Genomic DNA, 22,108 nt, shown 5'->3' on the forward strand with positions numbered 1-22,108 from the left:
AGCTTGATAGTTCTTGAAACTGAACGACTCGTTCTTCGCTGGTTTCATATAAAAGACGCTCCATTTATTCTTGAATTAGTAAACGATCCTGCCTGGATTCAGTTTATTGGTGATAAAAGGATTAAAAACTTAGAAGATGCAAAAAAATACATCTTAAACGGACCAGTTGATATGTATAATAAAATGGGATTTGGTCTTTACTTAGTTGAACGAAAAGAAGATTTCACTCCACTTGGTATGTGCGGACTTATTAAAAGAGATTCATTAGAAGATGTCGATATCGGTTTTGCCTTTTTAGAGAAATTCCGTTCGAAGGGGTATGGCTTTGAATCAGCTTCTGCTGTAATCGACTACGGTGTACAAAAGCTCGCGCTGAAACGAATTGTAGCAATTACTACTATTGATAACATCAATTCAGGAAATCTTTTAGAAAAAGTAGGATTTCAGTTCGAAGAGATAATTTCAGACTCTGGAGAAAACTTAAAGTTATTTGGGTATAACATATAATAAATTGTCAGAGTTCACTTTTAATCTAATCAAAAAATATTTCTTACATATACATTCCTAAAAGTTATTATGATTAAAATACTCATCTGTTTTTTCACATTATAACCACACTAATTTAAATCACAATTCTAATTTAAATTAGTGTATTTATTCTTACAAACACTCTATTTTGTTCTTAAAGTTGTCAAAACTCTTATGTAGCTACATGAAAAGTTTATGCTAATATATTAATAAGAAACTATGCGTTCCCTTAACCCTGTATCCGGCCCTGTATTTTTTACAGGGCCTTTTGTTTATTTAATTTACTTATCACGTGCTTATATGCACATTAAAAGTCATTTCAAATGTAATAAACGATAAATAATAAAATGACTTTAGACAGTATGACCTGCACCTTTAATACGATCCCTTCAAATTTCTTGACGAGAAGACAAGTCATGAAAAAGGAATCACTTAAGAACAAGATAACAGCTTGAGTAATGATACATCTTAATGCAAAATATTTTGGAAACCTAACTGCTAGTTAACTAAAAAAGAAGTTCTACTTAATATAGGTAGAACTTCTTTTCCCTTTACTTCACAAGTACATAGTTCTCACTTATTCCCTGCTTAAAAACTTGAGAAACTCATCTTCATTTACAGGTTTACTGTAATAATAGCCTTGAATTAAATAGCATGCATTTTGTTGTAACACTGTTAATTGTTTCTTCGTTTCTACTCCTTCCGCAATCACTTTCATATTTAAAGTATGAGCTAGCGAAATAATAGTTTGTATAATTTCATCTCCATCATTCGAAGTTCCAATCCTATTCACAAATTCTCTTGGAATTTTCAAAGTATCAATTGGATATAAAGGTAGATATGCTAATGAAGAATATCCTGTACCAAAATCATCAATTGATAAATGTACACCATATGATTTTAATGCTTTTAACTTCAATAAAGTTTCTTTTTCATCTACCATGGCAATTCGCTCTGTTAATTCCAAATCAATCAAATTAGCTGGTACTCTTATTTCTTCTATGGTAGATATAATCGTTTGAACAAAATCTTTCTGTTCAAACTCTATAGCTGATAAATTTATCCCCATTTTTAGATTTGTATAACCTGCAGAATGCCATTCTTTCAGTTGTGAACACGCTTGCTGTAGCGTCCATTTCCCAATTGTAATAATCTGTGATGTTTCTTCCGCGATAGGTATAAACTCAAAAGGTGAAATTAGCCCCAGCTCTGGATGTTGCCAACGTATTAATGCCTCTGCACCAATAACCTTTCCTGCCTTACTATCAACTTGTGGTTGGTACAATAAAAACAACTCATTATTTTCAATTGCATTCGGTAAATCTTGCTCTAATTGTAATCGTCTTGTTATTTTTAGAGATAATGTCTCGTCGTATATACAAACAGCATTGCTACCTTCTTCCTTTGCGCTATACATAGCGATATCAGCATGTTGTAAAAGTGTTGTGGCATTTGTTCCTCCAAATGGATACAACGCTATTCCTATACTAAGGGATAAATAAAAGCTGTGTTGATTTATTACAAATGGTTCTTCAGTTATACGAAATAATATTCCGCACAAATCTAATAGCTGTTGCTCTGTTTTGTTATGGACAATGATTGCAAACTCATCTCCCCCTATTCTTGCTAAAGGAATAGCTGGTGACAGACATGTCCTAAAACGTTTGGCAACTTCTTTTAAAACACTGTCACCAATTGCATGCCCCAGTGTATCATTAATGGTCTTAAAGCGGTTTAAATCTATATACAGAAGTCCAAACTTATCCTGTGTTTTTTGTACACGCTCAATAGATCTGTCTAATTCTTGTTGGAAGAATATTCGATTTCCAATCCCCGTCACTGTATCATGAAATGCTAGATAGTTTATCTCATCCTGTTGTTTCTTCATCCTCGTTATGTCTTTTACCATTATATAACTCCCAAAAGTTTGTCCTTCTATCATGATAGGAACAATAGTAACGTACCAAAAATGTATATCCTTCTCATTATTATTTTTCACACGTAACTGTAACGCAGACGAACTACATCGTTTCCCCATCTTTAGAGCTGCTTCCAATTCAGGTTTATCTTCATCTGAAAAAATAGAAAAGCACTCTTTTCCTATTAATGCTGCACTGTCTTTTCCTAATAACATACTTCCAGACTGGTTTATATTTAATACGGTACCATTTGAATCAATTGTTAATATAGGATCTGGATGGTACTCATATAAAGACTTAAACCTCTCTTGATTTTTCACCAAATCATTAGATTTTTTTATTAAATCTGCTGTTCTTTTAGATACTTTTTGCTCTAATTGATTATTAAACACTTTTAATGTTTCGGTTAAATCTTTGTTTTGCATTCGTACAATTGTATGACGAATCAGTACAAATACAAAGGCAATACAATTTCCCGTAATCAGTGTAGAGGAAGAAGTTTGCTCTTTGAAAGTAAAACCAATTAAAATTGCAACTGAAAGATAAGGAAATATGACAAGAAGTTTCTTTCCAAATGTCGGATTAATAATAAAGTAATCTCTTCTAGAAGATGTACTCCTTGGAATAGTAGCAGCAATGGCAATAAATAATAGAAAAACTCTATACAAACACCTTAATAATATAAGTGAACGATGTGATAAATCATCTTGTAAATAGAAATATAAATAGTCCGTAATAGACAAGCCAGTTAATACTAAGATAAAAATAAACAATTTACTTTTCGCATTAAAAATTGCTGGTCGAAAAATAAGGCTAACTCCTAGTAATAGAAGCAATAGATCTATAATTGGGAAAATAAATGAAAGAAAAACATCTCCAATTGATAAGAATAAGATATTTGCAGAAGGTTTATTAAATAGGTACCATTCTAAGGTAAAAATAGCAGTAACAACAATACATAAATCACAAATTAAATACGCTTTTTCCCACTTGTTACATTCCATAATGATTTTATAAAAGAACGCAAGGAGAAAGAAGAATAAGAAAAACAACAAAAATACATCAGAGATATTAAAATTTTCTATTGGTAATTCTACATTAAGTACTTGAAAAGCAGATATAAAATTCCCTATCAAGAAACACCCTATTGCAATAGTAATACAAACCCAAAAGACTCCTAGTTTAATTTTTCTTGATACCATAGAGTAAAGTAATGAGATAAATACAGTAGTTTCAACAACTAAGGATGATAGTCGTATATTAAAATCTGATACAAAATAATGATTCGGAAAAACAAATAAAAATATAAAACAAAAGCTTAAATAAGCTAGTAGAGCTAATATCAATACATAAAATTGCACATGTGAATGTTTACGCAACGGACTCACCTTCTTAATTTTTTCTAGATTTTTATTAAAAATGACCTGATGCTGCACTGCTCGTATTCATCAAAATGAACTTACTTATTATTCCATATTATGAACTTTTTATAGGATTTCTTTCTACATACCACAGCCTGATTTACTTTCTGCAGATATTTCTTCTTTTTTAACTAAGCATTCCAAAAAGAATACGATGGAAAATGTTATTTTTCGGTATTTACTCATCGTAAATTTGAATAATACAACTTAGCTGTTCTTTGAATATGAGATAGAATCTAAACTTCCATAGCAACATAGTTATTCGCTTATTGTCACACTTAGAAAGAAGGGTAATATACTATCATTAATTTAGAAATTCGAATTAAATGACCGAACTCACTGTAACTATTATAGTTACAGTGAAGGGTGCTGTCAATTTCAAATACCTCCCCTTTTAATGGACAAAAGACGTGACATTTTGAACAAAAATAAGATGTTTATAAGAAAGATGTAATGTTATATCGACCTAACCAAAGAAATATAAATGATCTAGCATTAAGTGAAGATGATATTGCATCTCCCAAAAAAGAATGTTACTCTAAAAATAGAATGATGAAAGGAATGATGGATGAATAATGATTAACTAATTTATATTTTAAGTTGAATTTTATAACTTCAAACTACAAAATATAGGGTTAGTCTATCCATTTTTATAATTCATTTCATACTTTATTTGTCATGATTCAAATGATTAATAAGTACTTACTTAAGCGACAGACTAATCCTTCCGATTAAAAATCGGGGGATTTTTTTATTCCCTTTTATGTAAGTTAAAATTTATTAATCGCTAAATTTACCTAACAAATAAAGGAGCGAAAAAAATGGCTAATTCAGATACTATTGTTACACATGTAATGCTCTATATAAGTCGTTAATATCCATCAAACTTATATAGAGAAATTAAAAAATGGATGGATGTTCCGACTTTATATGAAACGTTTCGATATATAAAGGAGGAATTATTATGTCAATGATAAAAGTTCAAGACTTAACTTTTTCATACCCAGGTAGCTTTGATAATATTTTTGAAGATGTAAACTTTCAAATAGATACGGATTGGAAACTAGGATTTATCGGTAGAAACGGACGAGGTAAAACGACATTCTTTAATTTATTATTAGGAAATTACGAGTATAGTGGAAAAATCCTTGCTTCGGTAGAATTCAATTACTTCCCCTACACTGTTGCAGATAAGAACAAATTCACTCATGAAATCCTTGAAGAAATTTGTCCCCAAGCAGAAGATTGGGAATTTCTACGTGAAATATCCTATTTAAATGTTGATGCCGAGGTCATGTACAGACCGTTTAAAACTTTATCAAATGGAGAACAAACAAAGGTGTTGCTTGCTGCACTGTTTTTAAATGAGGGCCAATTCCTATTAATTGACGAACCAACAAACCACCTAGACACGGATGCACGAAAAATAGTCTCTGATTATCTAAGGAAGAAAAAAGGGTTTATTTTAATTTCACATGACAGAGTCTTTTTAGATGGATGCGTTGACCATATCTTATCTATAAATAGAGCAAATATTGAAGTTCAAAGCGGGAACTATTCTTCTTGGAAATTAAATTTCGATAGACAGCAAGAGCACGAAGAGGCTACAAATGATCGTCTACAAAAAGACATAGGAAGATTAAAACAGTCTTCCAAGCGTTCAGCAAGTTGGTCTCATGATGTAGAAGCTTCAAAAAATGGAACAAGAAATTCAGGTTCTAAGTTGGATAAGGGATTTGTAGGACATAAAGCAGCCAAGATGATGAAAAGGGCAAAAAACCTAGAATCAAGGCAACAAAAAGCTATTGAAGAAAAGTCAAAATTACTAAAAAATGTGGAGAAAACTGAGTCATTAAAATTAGAAGCATTAAAGTTCAAGTCAAATGAATTAGTTACTTTGGCTGACGTGTCTGTTACGTACGATGAACAAGTCGTGAATGAGCCAATTAACTTCGTAGTTGAACAAGGTGACCGAATTGTGCTTGATGGCAAAAATGGGAGCGGGAAAAGCAGTATCCTAAAACTAATTCTAGGGTATCCGATACAGCATACAGGTTCAGTTACTTTAGGTACAGGACTCACCATCTCCTATGTCCAACAAGATACTTCTCATTTGAAAGGATCGCTATCAAATTTTATTGAAGAGCACAAGATTGATGAGACATTATTTAAATCCATCCTACGAAAGATGGATTTTGACCGAATTCAATTTGAGAAAGATATATTTCATTATTCTGGTGGACAAAAGAAAAAACTGCTTATCGCTAAAAGTTTATGTGAAAAAGCCCATATGTATATATGGGATGAACCATTAAACTTTATAGATATTTATTCACGTATGCAAATTGAAGAGCTGATTCAACAATTTAATCCCACAATGATTATTGTTGAGCATGATAAGGCATTTCAACAAACCGTTGCAACGAAAACTATATCTATGTAACTCCACTCGAATCATTAATAAATCAAGCCATTAGTCTATAAAGTATTTGAATGAAGTGTCCAAAAAAGCCTAATTTCTCTACAATCCATTGAGAAATTAGGCTTTTTAACAGGAAAATTAGGATTCATAAACAATGAGTAATTTACATATTAGGCTTATCTGTTAAAGCAGAAATAATTCTGCTCACCAAATCTTCTGGCATCCATTCATAATTTGTATCATTCGATTCATTTGGTCCTAAAGAATCAATGAACTTTTTAAACTTTGGAAATAAAACAATAGAAGTGATCCAATGTATCGTATGATTTATAGAGAAGAAATGAAATACTCCTTGTTTCTCCCCCTCCTGCAATATTTCTTTTAACTGTTCAAAACTACCTACAAAATACGGTTTAATCTTTTCTAATCTTGCACTTTCCTTAATAATCTCCTCATATGCCAATGTGCCAATTTCAGGATTTTCTTTTATATGTGTAATAAAGACTGTTAAATATTCTCTTAGAGCATTAATAGGATTAAATTGATTCTTCTCAAGAAAATTAGGTAACTCATTAGCAAGACCATATTTCTTAAACACCTCATAATATAGGTTTTCTTTCCCATTAAAATAGTAAGAAGCCATAGCAACATTCACTTTCGCTTCTTTTGCAATTTCTTGTATGCTCGTACCTTCATAACCACGCTCTCCAAATTTTTTCTTAGCAGCCTTCAAAATATTTTCCATCGTCTGCTCTCGAGATTTCCCCATTTCACACACCTCAAATAATATATATTTCACTTCAAAAATCCACTAAGGACTTTGAATAGAGTATCTTTTTAATGAAGTTTAATTATATATTTAAAGTAATAACTTAACAACCGATGAAGACTTGCTTACTTTAAACTATTCGCCACACAACATACTCCTCAAAAAGAAACATCTCCTGAACATCGCCTACCCTATGTCATCATACAAAGAATTCATTTAAAAATGAAATAAAAATAAACACCCTACTTAAAACAATATCTCCCTGCGTGGCATGAATAGCTTTCAAATACCTCACGTTCTTTTCTAATTGCGTATAAGAATGAAAAAAATAATAAGGGCCAGAGTTTATCTATCTTTACAGATAAACTCTGGCCCTTTCATTTGCAATTCATTTACTGATTAGATTTGTTTAATCTCAATATAAGGTCCTTTGATGTTTAATTTGTTAATGTCATTCGAAATATTACCTACAGTTGTTTTTTCATTAAACGTATAGATCTTTTCACCATTCACAAAGATACCCCAATTTTTATCCTCGTAACTAATACCATAACCAGCATTGCTAGATGTCGCTTTGAGCTGATTTCCATTCATTGAAAAAGATAATTTCCCTTTGCCTTTGTTAAGTTGGTTATTCACATTGTTGATACTACTCATTTGTTCTTCAAGGGCTTTTTGTTTATCAAGAGTAACTTGATGGTTTTTCCAGTCTAACTTATAGTTGTTTGTAAAGAACTCATTATATGTATCTTTATTATTTGTTCCCCACCATTTCGAACTTACCCATTCGATATTGTACTGATCTGATATTCTACGATTTGTTATTTTTAAATCAGATGTAGATTCTGTTTTATCTGCAGTAATAACTGCTACTACATTAGGAGAAAAACCATATCCTGTTAAAGCTGGTACTGTATCTTTTGAAACAAAATTATTCGTTCCTTCATTGTAACTACGTGATTTCATAAATAGTTGATTACCGTAGAAAGTATTAAATGAATCACGATTATAAATTCCCCACTCCGGGTAATTAAATGATTGGAATCCTACTTTCCAATTTAATTTTTTATCTGTGTGAGTCTCTAATACCGTTTTATAGTCTACTTGATCATAAGATACACTTTCTTTCCAAGCAAAGCTACCTGTAATACTTGCATCAGCATTTGGGCCTTTATCATTTACCCCAACTTTAACACTTCCGCCAAGTGTATACCCTACTTCAGAAGTAACCTTTGCTGAAGTCATTGTATTAACTGGGGCAGCTTTATGGAATTGAGCGCTATCACCACTTGTTATTTCTGCTTCAGTATGATAAGCCGATGGCCACTTTAAACCTGCGTTATAGTATCCGCCATTAATTGTATATTTAGCATCTATATTACTACCATCAGTAGTAACAATTGCAATCTTTTTATCTGCGTAAGGATCCTCAATAAAAGAAACCTTTATTGAATTTTTAATATTTTGCTTCATGTCATAAGTAGTTTTAAAACTATTATAGACTTTTCCACCATTTTGAAGATTTTCTACAGTTCCTTTAGAATCTGCAAATACAGATGTTGCTTGTAAACCAAGTGATCCAGACATAATAACGGACGCTACCGCAACACTTTTAGCTATTCCATTTGTTTTTTTCATACAGACAGCCTCTCCTTCTTAAACATTTAAAAGGTATAAACATATTACTTTTAGCTCTCAATACTAGAGATAGGTTCATAACTTTACAATGTAGAAATTTATTAATCTTTATGACAATAACTATCAACACTTGTTTTTCTAATTTCCATCTCTTTTTTTACTGATAACTATTATCAATATTATTAAAACACATAATAACGATTTAAACAACAATTTTAAATAAATATTTAAAATTGTTGTTTAAAAAAATGCAAAAAAATTATAGAATTCTTTATTTCGAGAATTACTATATTTTCATTTACTTATTGCAACCTATATTCAGATACATTATTCCCTTTCCATTCATAATAATCTAAAATCCCCTCATAAATGGCTTCTGCTGCAACCTGCCTTCCGTTTTCTGTAGATAACTTACTGTAATCAATACCATTATCTATAAAAGCAAGTTCCGTTAACACAGCTGGCATTTCATTTTCTCTTATAACATGAAGATCGCCATGTTTAACGCCTCTATCACGTGTTTGAAGAGCGTCTACTAATCGGGTTTGAATTTTTTCAGCTAAAACACGACTTTCTTCCACATGAGGATTTGTTTTTTCAGATTTAGAAGATTTATAGTAGTATGTTTCTGTCCCTTTTGCATTACCATTATAAGCATTTGCATGAACACTTATAAAGATATCCCCCTGATTTTGTTTAGCAAATTTAACACGTTCCTGTAAAGAGCTTTTTTGATCATGTCCAGGTCTAGTATCAGATTCACGAGTTAGTAAAACTGTAAATGGTGTATGTTTTTCAAGCAATTGTTGTAGACGTAAAGAAGTGTCAAGTACAATCTTACTTTCAGGTAATCCCTTTGTGTCTTTTCCAGGATCTGCGCCACCATGTCCGGGATCAATAATTATTGTCTTATTTTCTAAAGGATTACTTTGACTATATTGAAGCATATCTGTTTTTGCGGTTAGTTGTGCAGCTTCAGCGCGTGTTATGAACCTATTTGGTTGCCAACCATTATCTGTACCAACTGAAATTTTTAAATCAATTAAAGTATTTGCGAACTTTTCACCCCAATGTCCCTTTAAATCTTCAAATTTACTTTGTCCATTGCTAGTGTTTTTATTTTGTAGTTTATATGCATTCACTAGCATAGTAGCCATAGCAGCACGAGTAACTTTTCCAGAAGGATTAAATATTCCATTTCCTTCACCTTTAATTATTCCTGCCTTTTCAGCTGCGGCGATATAAGGGGTTCCCCAGTGGTTTTGTGAATCTTTAAAAGATGGTTTTGCATTTAAATCAATGTGTATACCAAGAGCCCTTGTCATAATGGTTGCTGCAGAAGCTCTATCTAGTGTATCACTTGAACCAAAAGTTCCATCTGGATAACCACTCAATACTTGTTTATCAACTAAATAAGTAACGGATTTGTCAGCCCATGCAGGAACATCTGGAAATTTGTGAGTATCTGCAAAAATACTAGTAGAATAAGATAGTAAACTTCCAGCAAGAATTCCTGTAGCAATTAATTTGTTCTTCAAAATTTAGCACCTCTAAAAAATTATTACAAGTCGGTAAATTATGTAAAATATAGTTAATCTTTAAATAATATGAATTCGAATAAATTATAGATTAAGTTGGCGTCATCACTATTATAAGATAAAGAATCTAGTATAGAATTATCATTCCGAAAAGAACCCTTCGGCATACACTTATAGATTGAGACTATTACATATATTCACCAACATTGTGTAACTAGTATAGTTACTTATATATACGAGTGTCAATTGAAATAACCTTACAGTTTTGTAAGGTAACAAACTTAATAATATATTAAGTAATTATTAAACGATATAAACAATTATCTCGTATTTTAAGCAAAGATTGATTCAAAGCACACTCCCTCTAAACTAGCATTGGTGCCTCCTTCAAGTCCTAATGCACATCTTAAAAAGAGCACTTTTGAAAAGTACTCTTTTTAGCTACAAACCTAGAACTCCTACAATCTGACGAGCCTTAACATTATCGATATAATAATGCATCTCTAACCCTCGTCTTTCTGCACGGAGCACGGTTCCCTTTAATTTTGATAGATGCTGTGAAACAGTAGATTGCGGGAGTCCTAATATTTCTGTCAACTGTGTAACATTACACAGTTTATGGTGCATTAATTCATTTACAATTTTCAATCGAACGGGATGTGCCATTACTTTTAATATATCTACATCTTCCTCTTGAATGTTAGCTAGATCTCTATTAGATATTAATATTGTCATTTCGCATTCCCCTTTATTATTAATTTCTATTTTCCAATTATCCTCATAAGTAGTACTTATAGATATTTACCATTTGTCCTGTTGAGAAAATGTATTCTCGTTCTTAAACAAAAAAAGACACCCATCCAATAAACAGCTTTTACTGTTCCAATGAATTGATGCCCTCTAATTTTTAGCCAAATTATATTTTGTTTTTAAAAAATTATTTTATAGTAGACATTCTCTCGTTGACACAAACTAGTAGATTAGCGATGGAAATATGAAAATGTATTAATAAGCGGTTGGAAGTAATTGTTTTTTGTTTAATAGCAAAAAACGAACATCCTCTCAAATTAGATAAGGTGCTCGTTTTCATTTTGATCGGTAATTCTCAATTCAATTTAGTTTCTTTCCAATAAGGAAAGATTAAATCAACTTAAAACAAAGCGTTTTAAATTTAATTCATAGATCTTACTGCAACTTGGAATTGTCCCTTAGAACCATCATCATTTGAAACGTAAATTTTATATGTTCCAATTGGTAATGGAGATAAAGCATTCCGTACATTTGTAACATTATTTTTTTGTTCTCCAGGTTTTATATAACCACCAACAATTAGCTCCATATTTGGACCTTTCACACTATATCCCATTGTATTTTGGCCATTATTTTTCATAAAGAAGCTTAAATTTTCACTCCCATTATATACAAAAGAAGTTACAGCCTCTCCACTATAATCCATTGTTTGAGTTAATAATAAGTCTACAGGAACATGTTCGACTATATGAATTGTATCATTCGTTTTGTGTATTTCTTCAGCATAAGTATTATTTCCTAACACACCAAGTGTTAATGCTGAAATTACTCCACAACTAAGCACTAGTTTATTTAACTTCATTTTAAGTTCCCCCTTGATGTTTGTAATCTATTACCATCATACATTCTTTTTCAGGTGCGTTTTTATGTAATAATTCATATCTTTAAACCTATATATTTTAACTTTACACCTTAATAGTTACTGAAAAACTCACATTGATAAAGCTACAGTATTATGATTCATAAAAAACATGTAAATTTCAAAATCTTTTTAACGAGAATTCATACAATTAAGTACCAAGCACGCAAATAAATAGCGTTTCCATTTTAGATAAAATATACTAATGAAAAATTTTGAAATTTACACTTTATAATTTGGTATATTCCATGTTAATATAACGAAGGCTACAAATAGAATCCACAAAATATATTTTTTCATAGAATATTCATACTTAAAATCCTATTATTTTATTAGTAACTCAATCCTAGTTTTCCTTATACAAAAGTCAATTTCTAGTTTCATATGTATAAATATCTAAGTAGATTTTTTTATCTATTATTTTTCCTAACTTCCTTATCAATTCTAATAAAGTGAAACTTTAATCAGTGGGGTTTTGTTCATCCCCCACTGATTATCAGCCCTCACCAATCGGGCTTTTACGGGCAGTTGATCCCCTACCTAACTTCTTTGCTTCCGCTGAATTTTGAGGTGGGGGTCTTACTGCCCGTTAATGCGGGATAAAAGTAATATTATAGTACTTTTTCAAGCGCTCTTCCTTTTTTAGATAGAAAGTCTACTGATAACTAAACATCTAAGTTTAACTCATACATAATCCAATATACAAACTATCGGAGATGCAAACCTATGGGAATATCTACTCTTTTATTAAATACCTTTATAATAATAATTTGTATCCTTAGCTACCACGTATTTTGGCTAGAATTTAAAGAAAAAAAAACATGTAATAATATATTGATTTCTATCCTTTCCTCCATTGCTATTATTTTTTGCATGACTTTTCCTTTTCATTTACATGCTGGATTTATTTATGATTTACGTTTTATTCCTATCATATTAGTTTTTCTATATGGAAATACAAAAAACATTGTTTTTATAGGAATTTTATATCTTTCTTATCGATTTTTCTTAGGCGGAAATGGAGTTCTTCCATCATTTATTATCTTTACTATTATTTCTGTTATAACAATGCTCTTTCGTTACTTATTACCAATGTATGTTAAAGAAAAAAAGATATTATTAAGCTTGCTTCTTATTTTAGTATGTACAACTTCACTTTCTATCTGCGGTATTGTAACTCAAATAAATACAGGTGGTAAAATTGACTCTACTCTCATAGAATTTTTATTAAATTATATAATCATTAATATATTTACAGTATTATTATCAGTGTATTTAATAGAGGGAATGATTGAGAAATATAAAATGAAAGAAAAGCTGCAACGGGCTGAAAAATTTTATATAGCTAGCGAACTAGCCGCGTCCATTGCACACGAAATCCACAATCCACTAACCACAGTACATGGATTCACTCAATTGTTAAATGAAAAACATGCCTCTAAGCTACCTCAGAATCAGTACTTAGAAATCATGTTAATTGAAATGCAACATATACAATCTACTATTAATAACTATTTATCTTTAACAAAACCACAGAACACCCTAAAAGAGAAAATAGATATTAATCATATTTTAAATCAAGTGAAAGACACTATTTCACCACTCGCTCTATCATACAAAGTTGAAATAATACAAAATAGTACAAATTCCTTTTATATAAATGGAGACCCCGAAAAATTCAGGATCTGTCTAAACAACATCATGCAAAACGGAATTGAGGCCATGATAAATGGTGGAATATTACAAATAAATATACAGAAAATTAAAGGTAATATTATAATCGATATTATTGATTCAGGGGTTGGAATGTCCTCTCAACAAATAAAGCGGATTGCTTTACCATTCTATTCAACAACAGAAAAAGGAACTGGGCTTGGTACTATGATTGCTTATAGCATTATTAAAGAATTAAACGGTGATATAGAAATAGAGAGTAAATTAGGCCAAGGTACACGATTTTCCATTAGTATCCCTTGCTAATATGACGGAATTATTAAAATAATTATTTTTTCTATTTAACTTCTAAAATAAATTTCAAAAATGCCGCTACTTAACTCATTAATCATCTTGATTTCGTGAATAAATTAAACGTAATAAGGACCAGAGTATATCTTTTTTTACGGATATACTCTAGTCCTTTAATTAAATCAAATATACTTAAATTTTATTACTTTGCTCACATCTCTATGAAATCATAATTCATCGATTGTATCTCATTTACTGATTAGGTCTACTTAACTTCAAGATAAGATCTCTTGATACTTGATTTCTTAATATCATTAGATACATTACCTACAGTTATTCTTTTATTTAAAATATTAACTTTTTACTATTCATAAAGATACCAATTTTTATCTTCATAACTGATATTGTAACCTGCATTACTTGATATAGGCTTAAATTCATTTCCATTTATTGAAAGACAATTTCTCTTTTGCTATTTCACTTCTACCGTATAATTCCCTGTTCCCCCGCCATACTGATACACATGTAAATAATATTTTCCTGGATACGTATAGTAACTTCCTACTAACTTATTCCCTTCTTGCTGAGCATACGTAACATAATTATTTAAATCCGCTTCTGAATAAAGAACCCAGTTTACTCCGATATTATTTTCCTTCGTTACATTAATTTGTAGGTTTTTCGCAGTTTCCACATTTATTTCAAAGTAATCACTCGTATCACCATTTCCTAAACTAGCACGTAAAACTTGATTTAATTGCAGTTTATTTGCTGTTTGGAATGAATTATTTGGCTCTTTTTCTACACTGTTATCTTCTTTCTTTTGAACCGTTACATTCGTTGTAACAGTATTCGTTAATCCTTTGTCGTCTGTTACTGTCAATTTTGCCGTGTACGTTCCTTCTTTTGTATACACGTGAGTTGGATTTTGTTCATTGCTTACAGTACCATCACCAAACTCCCATTTATAAGCAACAATTTTTCCATCTTCATCTTTTGATCCATCGCTTTTAAACGAAATTGTTTCATTTAAAATTCCGTTATATGGACCATTTATAACCGCAACTGGTGCTTTATTCACAACACCTTCTTCTGTATTCATACCATGGAATACAACATCATATTCAAATTGTCCTGATGCATTCACACGATAATTTACAAAGTAAGCTGTTACTGTTTTATAGCCTGTCCATTCTTTTGCACTTAAACGTTTTAACGTATCATTTACGTTTTGTGTAATTGTTTTCCAGTCTTCATATTCCCCTTTTGCAGTAGTACCTGTATACGTTCCTTGCAGTGTAAATGTATTAAAGAACTGTGATTTATTTTTCTTAACTGATACATTACTTAATTTTGCTTCTGCTGTAATTTCTGCCGCAATATCTGAAACTGGTTTTGGTGCGTGAGTTGCTAAATAATCATCTGATACTAATGGAACATTATATTTCTCTCGGTTATCGACTAGCATTTGCATATAGTCTTGATACTCTTTATTTAAATTCGCATCTTTACTTAATGCAGAGCGGTATGCATCATATGCTGTTACATCATTTTTTCTAATAAGATCATGAACTTTGTCAAACATATCATATCTCTTATTGTACATATACGATTGTAAAGCGAATGAATAATTATAGAAATCCCACGTTCCATACTTTGCATTTAACGTTCGCTCTGCCGTATAACGTTCTGCTGGATTTGAAGATATTCCTCCTATAATGCTCTTTCTCGGTACAACATTATCCGTTCTCGTTGCCCCCGCAAAAAACTCCGCATTCCCTTCTTCAAACCAAGATAATCTCTCATTCTCATACATCTTACCTTGTCCCCAAAGCCCTGGTACTTCATATCTACCTTGTAAGTAATGCGTAAACTCATGTCGGAACAATTCTTCTAAACTATAAATACTTTCTTCTGGCGTACGTTCATAAGTAAAGAACGTACCTGTTCCTTCAATATAAAGGCCACCGTTATTCGTTTCATATCCGTACAATTGACGATTAAATTGATATTCAGCTGGACTATTATAAATAACCATCGTTAATACATCATCAGGATTTCCTTTTTCTAAAGGTTGATCACTTTCAACTGTACGATGGAATTGTGCCTTTACTTCTTTTGCCGCCCAATATAAACGTTTTACTTTTTCTTCTGTCACTTTATCTCCAGCCTTTAAAACAATTGCCCTATCATCAAACGTATACGTTTTCGGCAAATACTTTTTCTTCCCGTCTTCTCGTATTTGATCTAAATTCACAACATTTCCATTTGCATCTTTCCCGCCATAGTTCGTCGCAATTTGCTCAGCCGCTACGAAATATTGCTCTCCTAAATACGGATACATTTTCATTGCGTCCGTTACAACTTGCAATCCTTTCGTTCCTGTACTATGGAACGTACCAAGTCTACCTGTATAATAAATACCATTATTAATTAACCAACCATTCTTCTCTGTCACCGTTCCAATTAAAGCAAAACGACTTAATTCATTAATATAGCTATCAATTTTTTGGTACCATACCGTATCTTTCGGCGCTTTTCTCGTATCGTACAAATACGATTGAATGTCGTAATCAACACCTTGCATAATATCGTAAATCGCATTTCCAGCTGAAAGATTGTCTACCAATGTAGAAAAATTATCGTTATATTGTTTAAAAATCTTTGCAGCTGATGTTATCGTTTCCACATCACTCGAAGCATTTCCTATTAATTTTCCGTATGATGATACTACTCTATTTTGTTCTAACGTACCGAGTTTGAAATTCGGGTTATTCGCAATCGTTTTTAATGCAGGTAAGCATTTATCATGATAGCTCCGCTCATTTAGTTTACTTAATTCTGTATGATAAAATCCTAAATAAAACCCTGAGCGTAATACCTCTACTAAAGTCTCAATCCCTTTAGAATCATCCTTCGTATAAGCTTGTCCTTGCTGCTTCAATTTATCAATAATTGCCTGCATCCTACTATCATTTTGATAGAATGCAAGGCTATCCTTATTAAATTGAAATAGACCCGTAATTTGCTCCCAATCAATTGTTACGAGTAGATCTACTAATTGCTGATTGTTTAATTGATTTAATTCAGCAATTGTATAAGTTTTCGCTGCAGCTAATTGCTTACTTTCTTTTTTTACTTCAGGTGGCCTTTGCGACAAATCAGCAAATTGTAGCCTTTTCTCAAAAGACTTATTTTCAAGCACTTTTGATGAATGAGCTAATTCTTGCATTGGCAGTTGTACACCAACTGGCTCCATTTTGAGCACATTCCGATAAGAAACTTGCTCTCCCTTTTTACTTTCTGCCAATGTGCTCCCTTGAAAACTCCCTAACATTAAACTAGCAAAACTTACCCCTACTAACACTTTTTTTGAATAGCCTTTCATGCTCTCCCCTACCTTACATTTTTTAGTGTCCCGCACCATTATTTTACTATTCTTACTTTTTATTCTGTATTGAGAAAAAATAAGGGAACGTTCACATATGTATCCATACCGCGCAAAATTAACACTTGACTTTATGTGAATTTTATATCAAAAAAGATAGATAATAGCGAAATTCCTGCTATATCTATCCTCGTTTTCAACGCTATGATTTTAACTTTATAAACGTAACTTCCGGTAATGCTTGCATATGCTGAATAAATTCATTCTTTTCTTCTGACGATATATTTTTCAGCTGCATCCCTACCTTATAAACTATTTCTGTACCTCGCTGCAAAGCTTCCACTTCATATGACAGTATTGGAATACCTTTCACTTGTAGCGTTTCTACTATTTGTTGTACCGCCTCATGTTTATTTATACACATTTGCACTGTTATATTTTGCGGAAATAAAAATTGCACCTTAAAAATACGACTCACAATCTCTAAACCAATTAAAACTAGAATCGTCGCTCCAATGCCTACTACATACATGCCAGCCCCAATTGCTAATCCAATTCCTGCTGTAGCCCATAAACCAGCCGCTGTCGTTAATCCTTTCACTGCCTGTTTTTGAATAATAATTGTACCTGCACCTAAAAACCCTACTCCACTTACAACTTGTGCTGCAATACGGCTCGGATCAAGAGCCATATGTTCCTCATTCATAATATCTGAAAAAGCATATTTCGAAACGACCATTATTAATGCACTTCCTACCGCTACTAGGAAATGTGTTTTTAATCCCGCTTCTTTTGATCGAATTTCCCTTTCAATACCGATTATTGCTCCTAACAAACCCGCAACACCGATTCGTATAATCAAATCAAAATTTACACTCACGAGCCCTTCCCCCTTTCATTCATTATAGATAGATAAAACAAAAATTATCACACACATCCTTTTATCGATATGAAGGAATTTTGCTAAAATACACTTAATACTCTGACCGTTTTATGTTAATATTTTAAATATTAACATAAAATAAATAACTTCTAATTTTAAAACTCCACTAATTTTCTTAAAAAACAAAGGTGGATTACATGAAATGAGGTTGAGAAAGTTAAGAAAACGCTTACATTTTATACCGTATTTTTTTATACATACTAAATAAATAAAGGAGCTTACTAACAATGAACGTCTCTTTACTTACACCTACTATCGATTTACAAGAAGAATACTTAGATTTTTATAACGAATGGAAAGATAGCGGTGAAACGATGATTCCGTGGGTTATTTCAAAGGACCCTTCTAACTTTCCGGCTATGATTCAAGAATTGCTCGATGCGCATAACGGAATAAACCTCCCTGAATCTTGGGTACCAGACTCTACGTATTGGCTCGTTACAGATGAAAATAAAATTGTAGGAGCTGTTAATATACGTCATAGTTTAACCAAGCATTTATTTAACGCTGGAGGTCATATCGGTTATGGCATTCGCCCTTCTGAAAGAAGAAAAGGTTATGCTACGAAGTTATTAGAATTATCGCTAGAAAAAACGAAGGAATTAAACATTACGAAAGCACTTGTCGTTTGCGACGAAGTGAATACAGCTTCAGAAAAAACAATTTTACATAACGGCGGGCTTCGTGATGATGATTTCATTGAGGAAGATGGAAATGTAGTAAGAAGATTTTGGATTGAGCTATGAAGAAGTCATCCGATGAAAATAATCTTGTTATAGAGAAATATAGTAGAAGTAATGAGCTAAAAGTAAAACAACTTATTGATTTATACAATGAAGACTCTTATCTATTTAACTTATTACGAGATAATAAAACAAAATGTGCGTATATTGCCTACTATAAAAAAGATGTAGTAGGCGTCTTTTTCACGTGGAACAGTAACTTCCATCCATACTGCACATACTTTCGAATGTATACAAATCCGTTCTATTCAGAGGTACACATTGAACAATTTTTATTAAACGAGGTTCAAAAACGAGAAAACTTCAAACTACCATTACAAACCTCTATATGGGGAACATCGGCTCATTTAAAAGCCTATTATGAAGAACATAATTTTATGGAAATCCGAAGAACATATATGCCGATATTAGAAGTACGCAAAATCATAGCTATCGATACAAAGCTTCATTCAAATTATGATGTACAAAGCTTATCAATCATCCTATCCAATAATAGCTCCTTTGAAAAGCTAGCTCACTTAGTAAAAACGAATTATGAGGATACTCACTTAGCAAATCCCGTTGCCTCATACCCGCTCGAAACTTGGAAAGAACAGATCTTAACTGATGATGTGTTACTAGATGGGAGCTTTGTAATGATAGATGAAGAGAATAAAATTATTGCGTACTCTTTCCTCCATACATCAGAAAAGGATAATACGGTAGAACTAGGATGGTGTGGGACTCACACTACAGAAAATTTATCCTTACTGAAACTTCTCGTTTTCAAACAAGCTATGTATGCAAGTAAACACGGTTATTCTTTCATTCAAGGTGAATTCGATTCAACGAGTATATATGCAATGGAATTATTAAAATCCTTTCCTTTTAACCCTTGTGCTACTTGGATTACGTACCAAAAAGAAGTCGGAAAGTGATTATACACCTTCCGACTTCTTTTATGCTTTCTCTATTTCAAACTGCACTGTAATACCACTAGGATCTACTACTGTAAATCCGTTTGTACCTTCGTTTACTTTATGTTGTTTTTCTATTAATCTTTCTTTCACTTCATCTAACGCTTCTTTATGTGGTAATACAATTGTATACACTTTAAGTCCAGTTGCATGTGCGGGTGGGTGTGGATTATTTACTCCGTTCCACGTATTTGCACCTATATGGTGATGATATCCTCCTGCAGAAATGAATAAGCAGTCATCTTCACGCTGTTGCACTTCAAATCCTACTGTCTCTACATAAAACTCGTGTGACTTCTCTACATCTGCTATTCGTAAATGTACGTGCCCAACGACAGTATTAGCAGGTAATCCATCAACCTCATAATCAACGAGCGTTGCCAGTTCTTTTAAATCTAGCGGCGTACTTCCTCCTGGTCCTTCTCCCCATTGATCACGCGGGCGGTCTGCATAAATTTCTATGCCATTCCCCTCTAAATCTTGTAAATAAAACGCTTCGCTATATGTATGATCACTTGCACTATTAAACCTTGAGATCGGTAAAATTTCATTTGAATATGTATAACGTCCTTCTTGCTCAGCCGGACTATCAATTACATTCTTATTACGAATTACACCAAATAATGCCGAAGCAAAAGCCTCACGAGTCGGAACTAAAAAGGCTACATGATATATACCAGTCGTACGCGGTTCTTGCAGTACCCCGTCCTCTAATTTTTCAAGAACAAGTAACGTGTTCTTTCCACCTTTTCCTGATAAATATGCTTTATTCTCCTCTTGCTTAATTACTTCTAAGCCTACTACATTCTCATAAAATGCAATTTGGCGCTCTAAATCTTGCACTTTAAATTCAACATGACCAATACGTGTTTTCGGATGAATTTGTACCATGAATTACTCCATCTCCTTATCCCGATATTTTCCTATTTCATATAACCGTTACTATGAAGGATACAACTAAAATCATCCTATGTAAATAAGAAAAGTCAGAATTTACACGCATTTTTTTATTTTCATAATAAAAAAGTCACCTCTTCTAACTTTCAGAAAATGTGACTTTACAAAAACAGTATGCTGTAACTCTTATTTCATTTTATGTACTTCGGCAACTAACTTTCCACCCTGAATGCCCATATAAAGTTTCACAGGTGCATCATTCGTGTTTTCAAACACTAAGTCTAAGTATGGATATGCAATTGTAGCATCTCTTCCTTGTGGAACATAACCTACCGTTTTAGAATGTGTCGTTCTCTCTACCATTTTCAAACCAGCTTGATCTGCTGCATTGTATAATGTTGATGATGTTTGACAAACACCACCGCCGTATCCATCTACTAATTTACCATCTACAATTTCTTTTCCTAGTTGATATCCTTTATCTGGCGTTGTATCACCAATTAATGCATTGAAAGAGAAACTGTCTCCTTTTGCTAATACAACTCCATTTATGCTCGCTGCTGACAAGCGAATATTCTCAATACGGCCACCTGCTGAGCCACCTAAATTCGTTTCATATCTACCAATTACCGTACCACTTCCTTGCGCATCACTTAATGTTGCGATAGGCTTTTTCTCAACAATAGGTAATTGATATGAAGAATCCCACATGCCAACGTTTAATAATTTATCTACTAATTCTTTTTCCATTAATTCATAAGAAGGTTTTCCTTCTTGCCAACTTCCATCAGGTGCTACACGTGAAGGGACCATCTTTTTGTCAACGCTTTTTCCAACCTCGCTAGCAACCTTCGTTACCGATTTTTTAAATTTTGCTTCGTCTTCAAAATAACCTAGACTCGATAAATCTAGCTTTTTCACTTCCGTACCAGTACGACCATCTACTAAACTAATAGAATCCTGTACCTCTGCTTTAGCCTCTACCGTGTGGCCACCAATATCGCTTACTAATGCAACATCACTTACTTTTGCACCACAACCACTCACTATAGCTACACATAACACCCCAACTAATATACCCTTTACTTTACGGAACAATATACTCTCCCCTTTTTCCCAATATTACTTTTATGTATTATTTCATTTTTATGTATGTTTTGTTACAATCATTTTACAATATATTTATAAAATGTTACAAGTTATTTTTTACTCTATATAAATTACTCTTTTCTTTTCTAAATGTCTATACATATTTACATAAAAGTTGGAGTTCGATAGAATTGTAACCTTTATGTAACCTCACCTTTTTATC

Annotated in this window: 15 protein-coding genes and 1 pseudogene; 5 read left to right on the forward strand and 11 right to left on the reverse strand. The window is 32.3% G+C overall.

What is annotated here, in order from left to right:
* The first annotated feature begins 3 nt into the window (after nucleotides 1-3).
* Nucleotides 4-507 carry a GNAT family N-acetyltransferase gene (locus tag RBB48_RS12565; RefSeq protein WP_087984039.1) on the forward strand — a complete coding sequence of 168 codons (504 nt, stop codon included), beginning with the start codon at nucleotides 4-6 and terminating at the stop codon, nucleotides 505-507.
* A gap of 598 nt (nucleotides 508-1,105) precedes the next feature.
* On the opposite strand, the gene RBB48_RS12570 is transcribed toward RBB48_RS12565, so the two are convergent.
* On the reverse strand, nucleotides 1,106-3,826 hold the full coding sequence (locus RBB48_RS12570; protein WP_306007724.1) for a sensor domain-containing protein: 2,721 nt from the start codon (nucleotides 3,824-3,826) through the stop codon (nucleotides 1,106-1,108).
* Between the two features lie 1,006 nt (nucleotides 3,827-4,832).
* On the opposite strand from RBB48_RS12570, the gene RBB48_RS12575 reads away from it, so the two are divergent.
* A complete protein-coding gene (locus RBB48_RS12575) occupies nucleotides 4,833-6,311 on the forward strand; it encodes an Lsa family ABC-F type ribosomal protection protein (protein ID WP_046954623.1) in 1,479 nt (492 codons plus the stop codon).
* A 142-nt stretch (nucleotides 6,312-6,453) separates the two neighbouring features.
* On the opposite strand, the gene hlyIIR is transcribed toward RBB48_RS12575, so the two are convergent.
* From hlyIIR to RBB48_RS12600, 5 genes are all read right to left on the reverse strand, one after another.
* Nucleotides 6,454-7,059: a hemolysin II regulator HlyIIR gene (hlyIIR, locus tag RBB48_RS12580; protein WP_000520491.1), complete on the reverse strand. Its 606-nt coding sequence runs from the start codon at nucleotides 7,057-7,059 to the stop codon at nucleotides 6,454-6,456.
* 399 nt (nucleotides 7,060-7,458) lie between these two features.
* Nucleotides 7,459-8,697, reverse strand: a complete 1,239-nt coding sequence (hlyII, locus tag RBB48_RS12585; protein WP_306007725.1) for a hemolysin II HlyII — start codon at nucleotides 8,695-8,697, stop codon at nucleotides 7,459-7,461.
* Between the two features lie 302 nt (nucleotides 8,698-8,999).
* On the reverse strand, nucleotides 9,000-10,235 hold the full coding sequence (locus RBB48_RS12590) for an N-acetylmuramoyl-L-alanine amidase (protein ID WP_087984035.1): 1,236 nt from the start codon (nucleotides 10,233-10,235) through the stop codon (nucleotides 9,000-9,002).
* A 441-nt stretch (nucleotides 10,236-10,676) separates the two neighbouring features.
* Nucleotides 10,677-10,970, reverse strand: a complete 294-nt coding sequence (locus RBB48_RS12595) for an ArsR/SmtB family transcription factor (protein ID WP_088608872.1) — start codon at nucleotides 10,968-10,970, stop codon at nucleotides 10,677-10,679.
* 436 nt (nucleotides 10,971-11,406) lie between these two features.
* Entirely contained in the window at nucleotides 11,407-11,847 is a 441-nt protein-coding gene (locus tag RBB48_RS12600; protein WP_088608873.1) for a hypothetical protein, read from the reverse strand.
* 783 nt (nucleotides 11,848-12,630) lie between these two features.
* On the opposite strand from RBB48_RS12600, the gene RBB48_RS12605 reads away from it, so the two are divergent.
* Nucleotides 12,631-13,884 carry a sensor histidine kinase gene (locus tag RBB48_RS12605; RefSeq protein WP_306007726.1) on the forward strand — a complete coding sequence of 418 codons (1,254 nt, stop codon included), beginning with the start codon at nucleotides 12,631-12,633 and terminating at the stop codon, nucleotides 13,882-13,884.
* Between the two features lie 250 nt (nucleotides 13,885-14,134).
* Here the strand turns inward: RBB48_RS12605 and RBB48_RS31675 are convergent.
* The 3 genes and pseudogenes from RBB48_RS31675 to RBB48_RS12615 all read right to left on the reverse strand — a co-directional run.
* A pseudogene (locus RBB48_RS31675) lies at nucleotides 14,135-14,323 on the reverse strand (beta-channel forming cytolysin); the annotation flags it as partial.
* 18 nt (nucleotides 14,324-14,341) lie between these two features.
* Nucleotides 14,342-17,257 (reverse strand): collagenase ColA, encoded by a 2,916-nt coding sequence (gene colA / locus RBB48_RS12610; RefSeq protein ID WP_306007727.1) that lies wholly within the window; start codon nucleotides 17,255-17,257, stop codon nucleotides 14,342-14,344.
* A gap of 202 nt (nucleotides 17,258-17,459) precedes the next feature.
* Complete coding sequence (locus RBB48_RS12615; protein WP_088064142.1) at nucleotides 17,460-18,137, reverse strand: MgtC/SapB family protein; 678 nt, start codon at nucleotides 18,135-18,137, stop codon at nucleotides 17,460-17,462.
* A gap of 290 nt (nucleotides 18,138-18,427) precedes the next feature.
* Between RBB48_RS12615 and RBB48_RS12620 the strand changes: the two genes are divergently transcribed.
* Together RBB48_RS12620 and RBB48_RS12625 are read left to right on the forward strand one after the other, a co-directional pair.
* Nucleotides 18,428-18,946: a GNAT family N-acetyltransferase gene (locus RBB48_RS12620; RefSeq protein WP_306007728.1), complete on the forward strand. Its 519-nt coding sequence runs from the start codon at nucleotides 18,428-18,430 to the stop codon at nucleotides 18,944-18,946.
* Nucleotides 18,943-19,860, forward strand: coding sequence for a GNAT family acetyltransferase (locus RBB48_RS12625; RefSeq protein ID WP_106383418.1), 918 nt, complete (start codon nucleotides 18,943-18,945; stop codon nucleotides 19,858-19,860). The genes RBB48_RS12620 and RBB48_RS12625 overlap by 4 nt, the downstream gene beginning before the upstream one ends.
* Nucleotides 19,861-19,881: 21 nt before the next feature.
* Here RBB48_RS12625 and RBB48_RS12630 read toward each other — a convergent pair whose 3' ends face one another.
* Nucleotides 19,882-20,790: a VOC family protein gene (locus tag RBB48_RS12630; protein ID WP_106383417.1), complete on the reverse strand. Its 909-nt coding sequence runs from the start codon at nucleotides 20,788-20,790 to the stop codon at nucleotides 19,882-19,884.
* Between the two features lie 192 nt (nucleotides 20,791-20,982).
* Nucleotides 20,983-21,894, reverse strand: coding sequence for a VanW family protein (locus tag RBB48_RS12635; protein ID WP_000488977.1), 912 nt, complete (start codon nucleotides 21,892-21,894; stop codon nucleotides 20,983-20,985).
* Nucleotides 21,895-22,108 lie beyond the last annotated feature (214 nt).

It is taken from the genome of Bacillus sp. MMSF_3353, from assembly GCF_030733445.1.
Classification (GTDB): Bacteria; Bacillota; Bacilli; order Bacillales; family Bacillaceae_G; genus Bacillus_A; species Bacillus_A wiedmannii.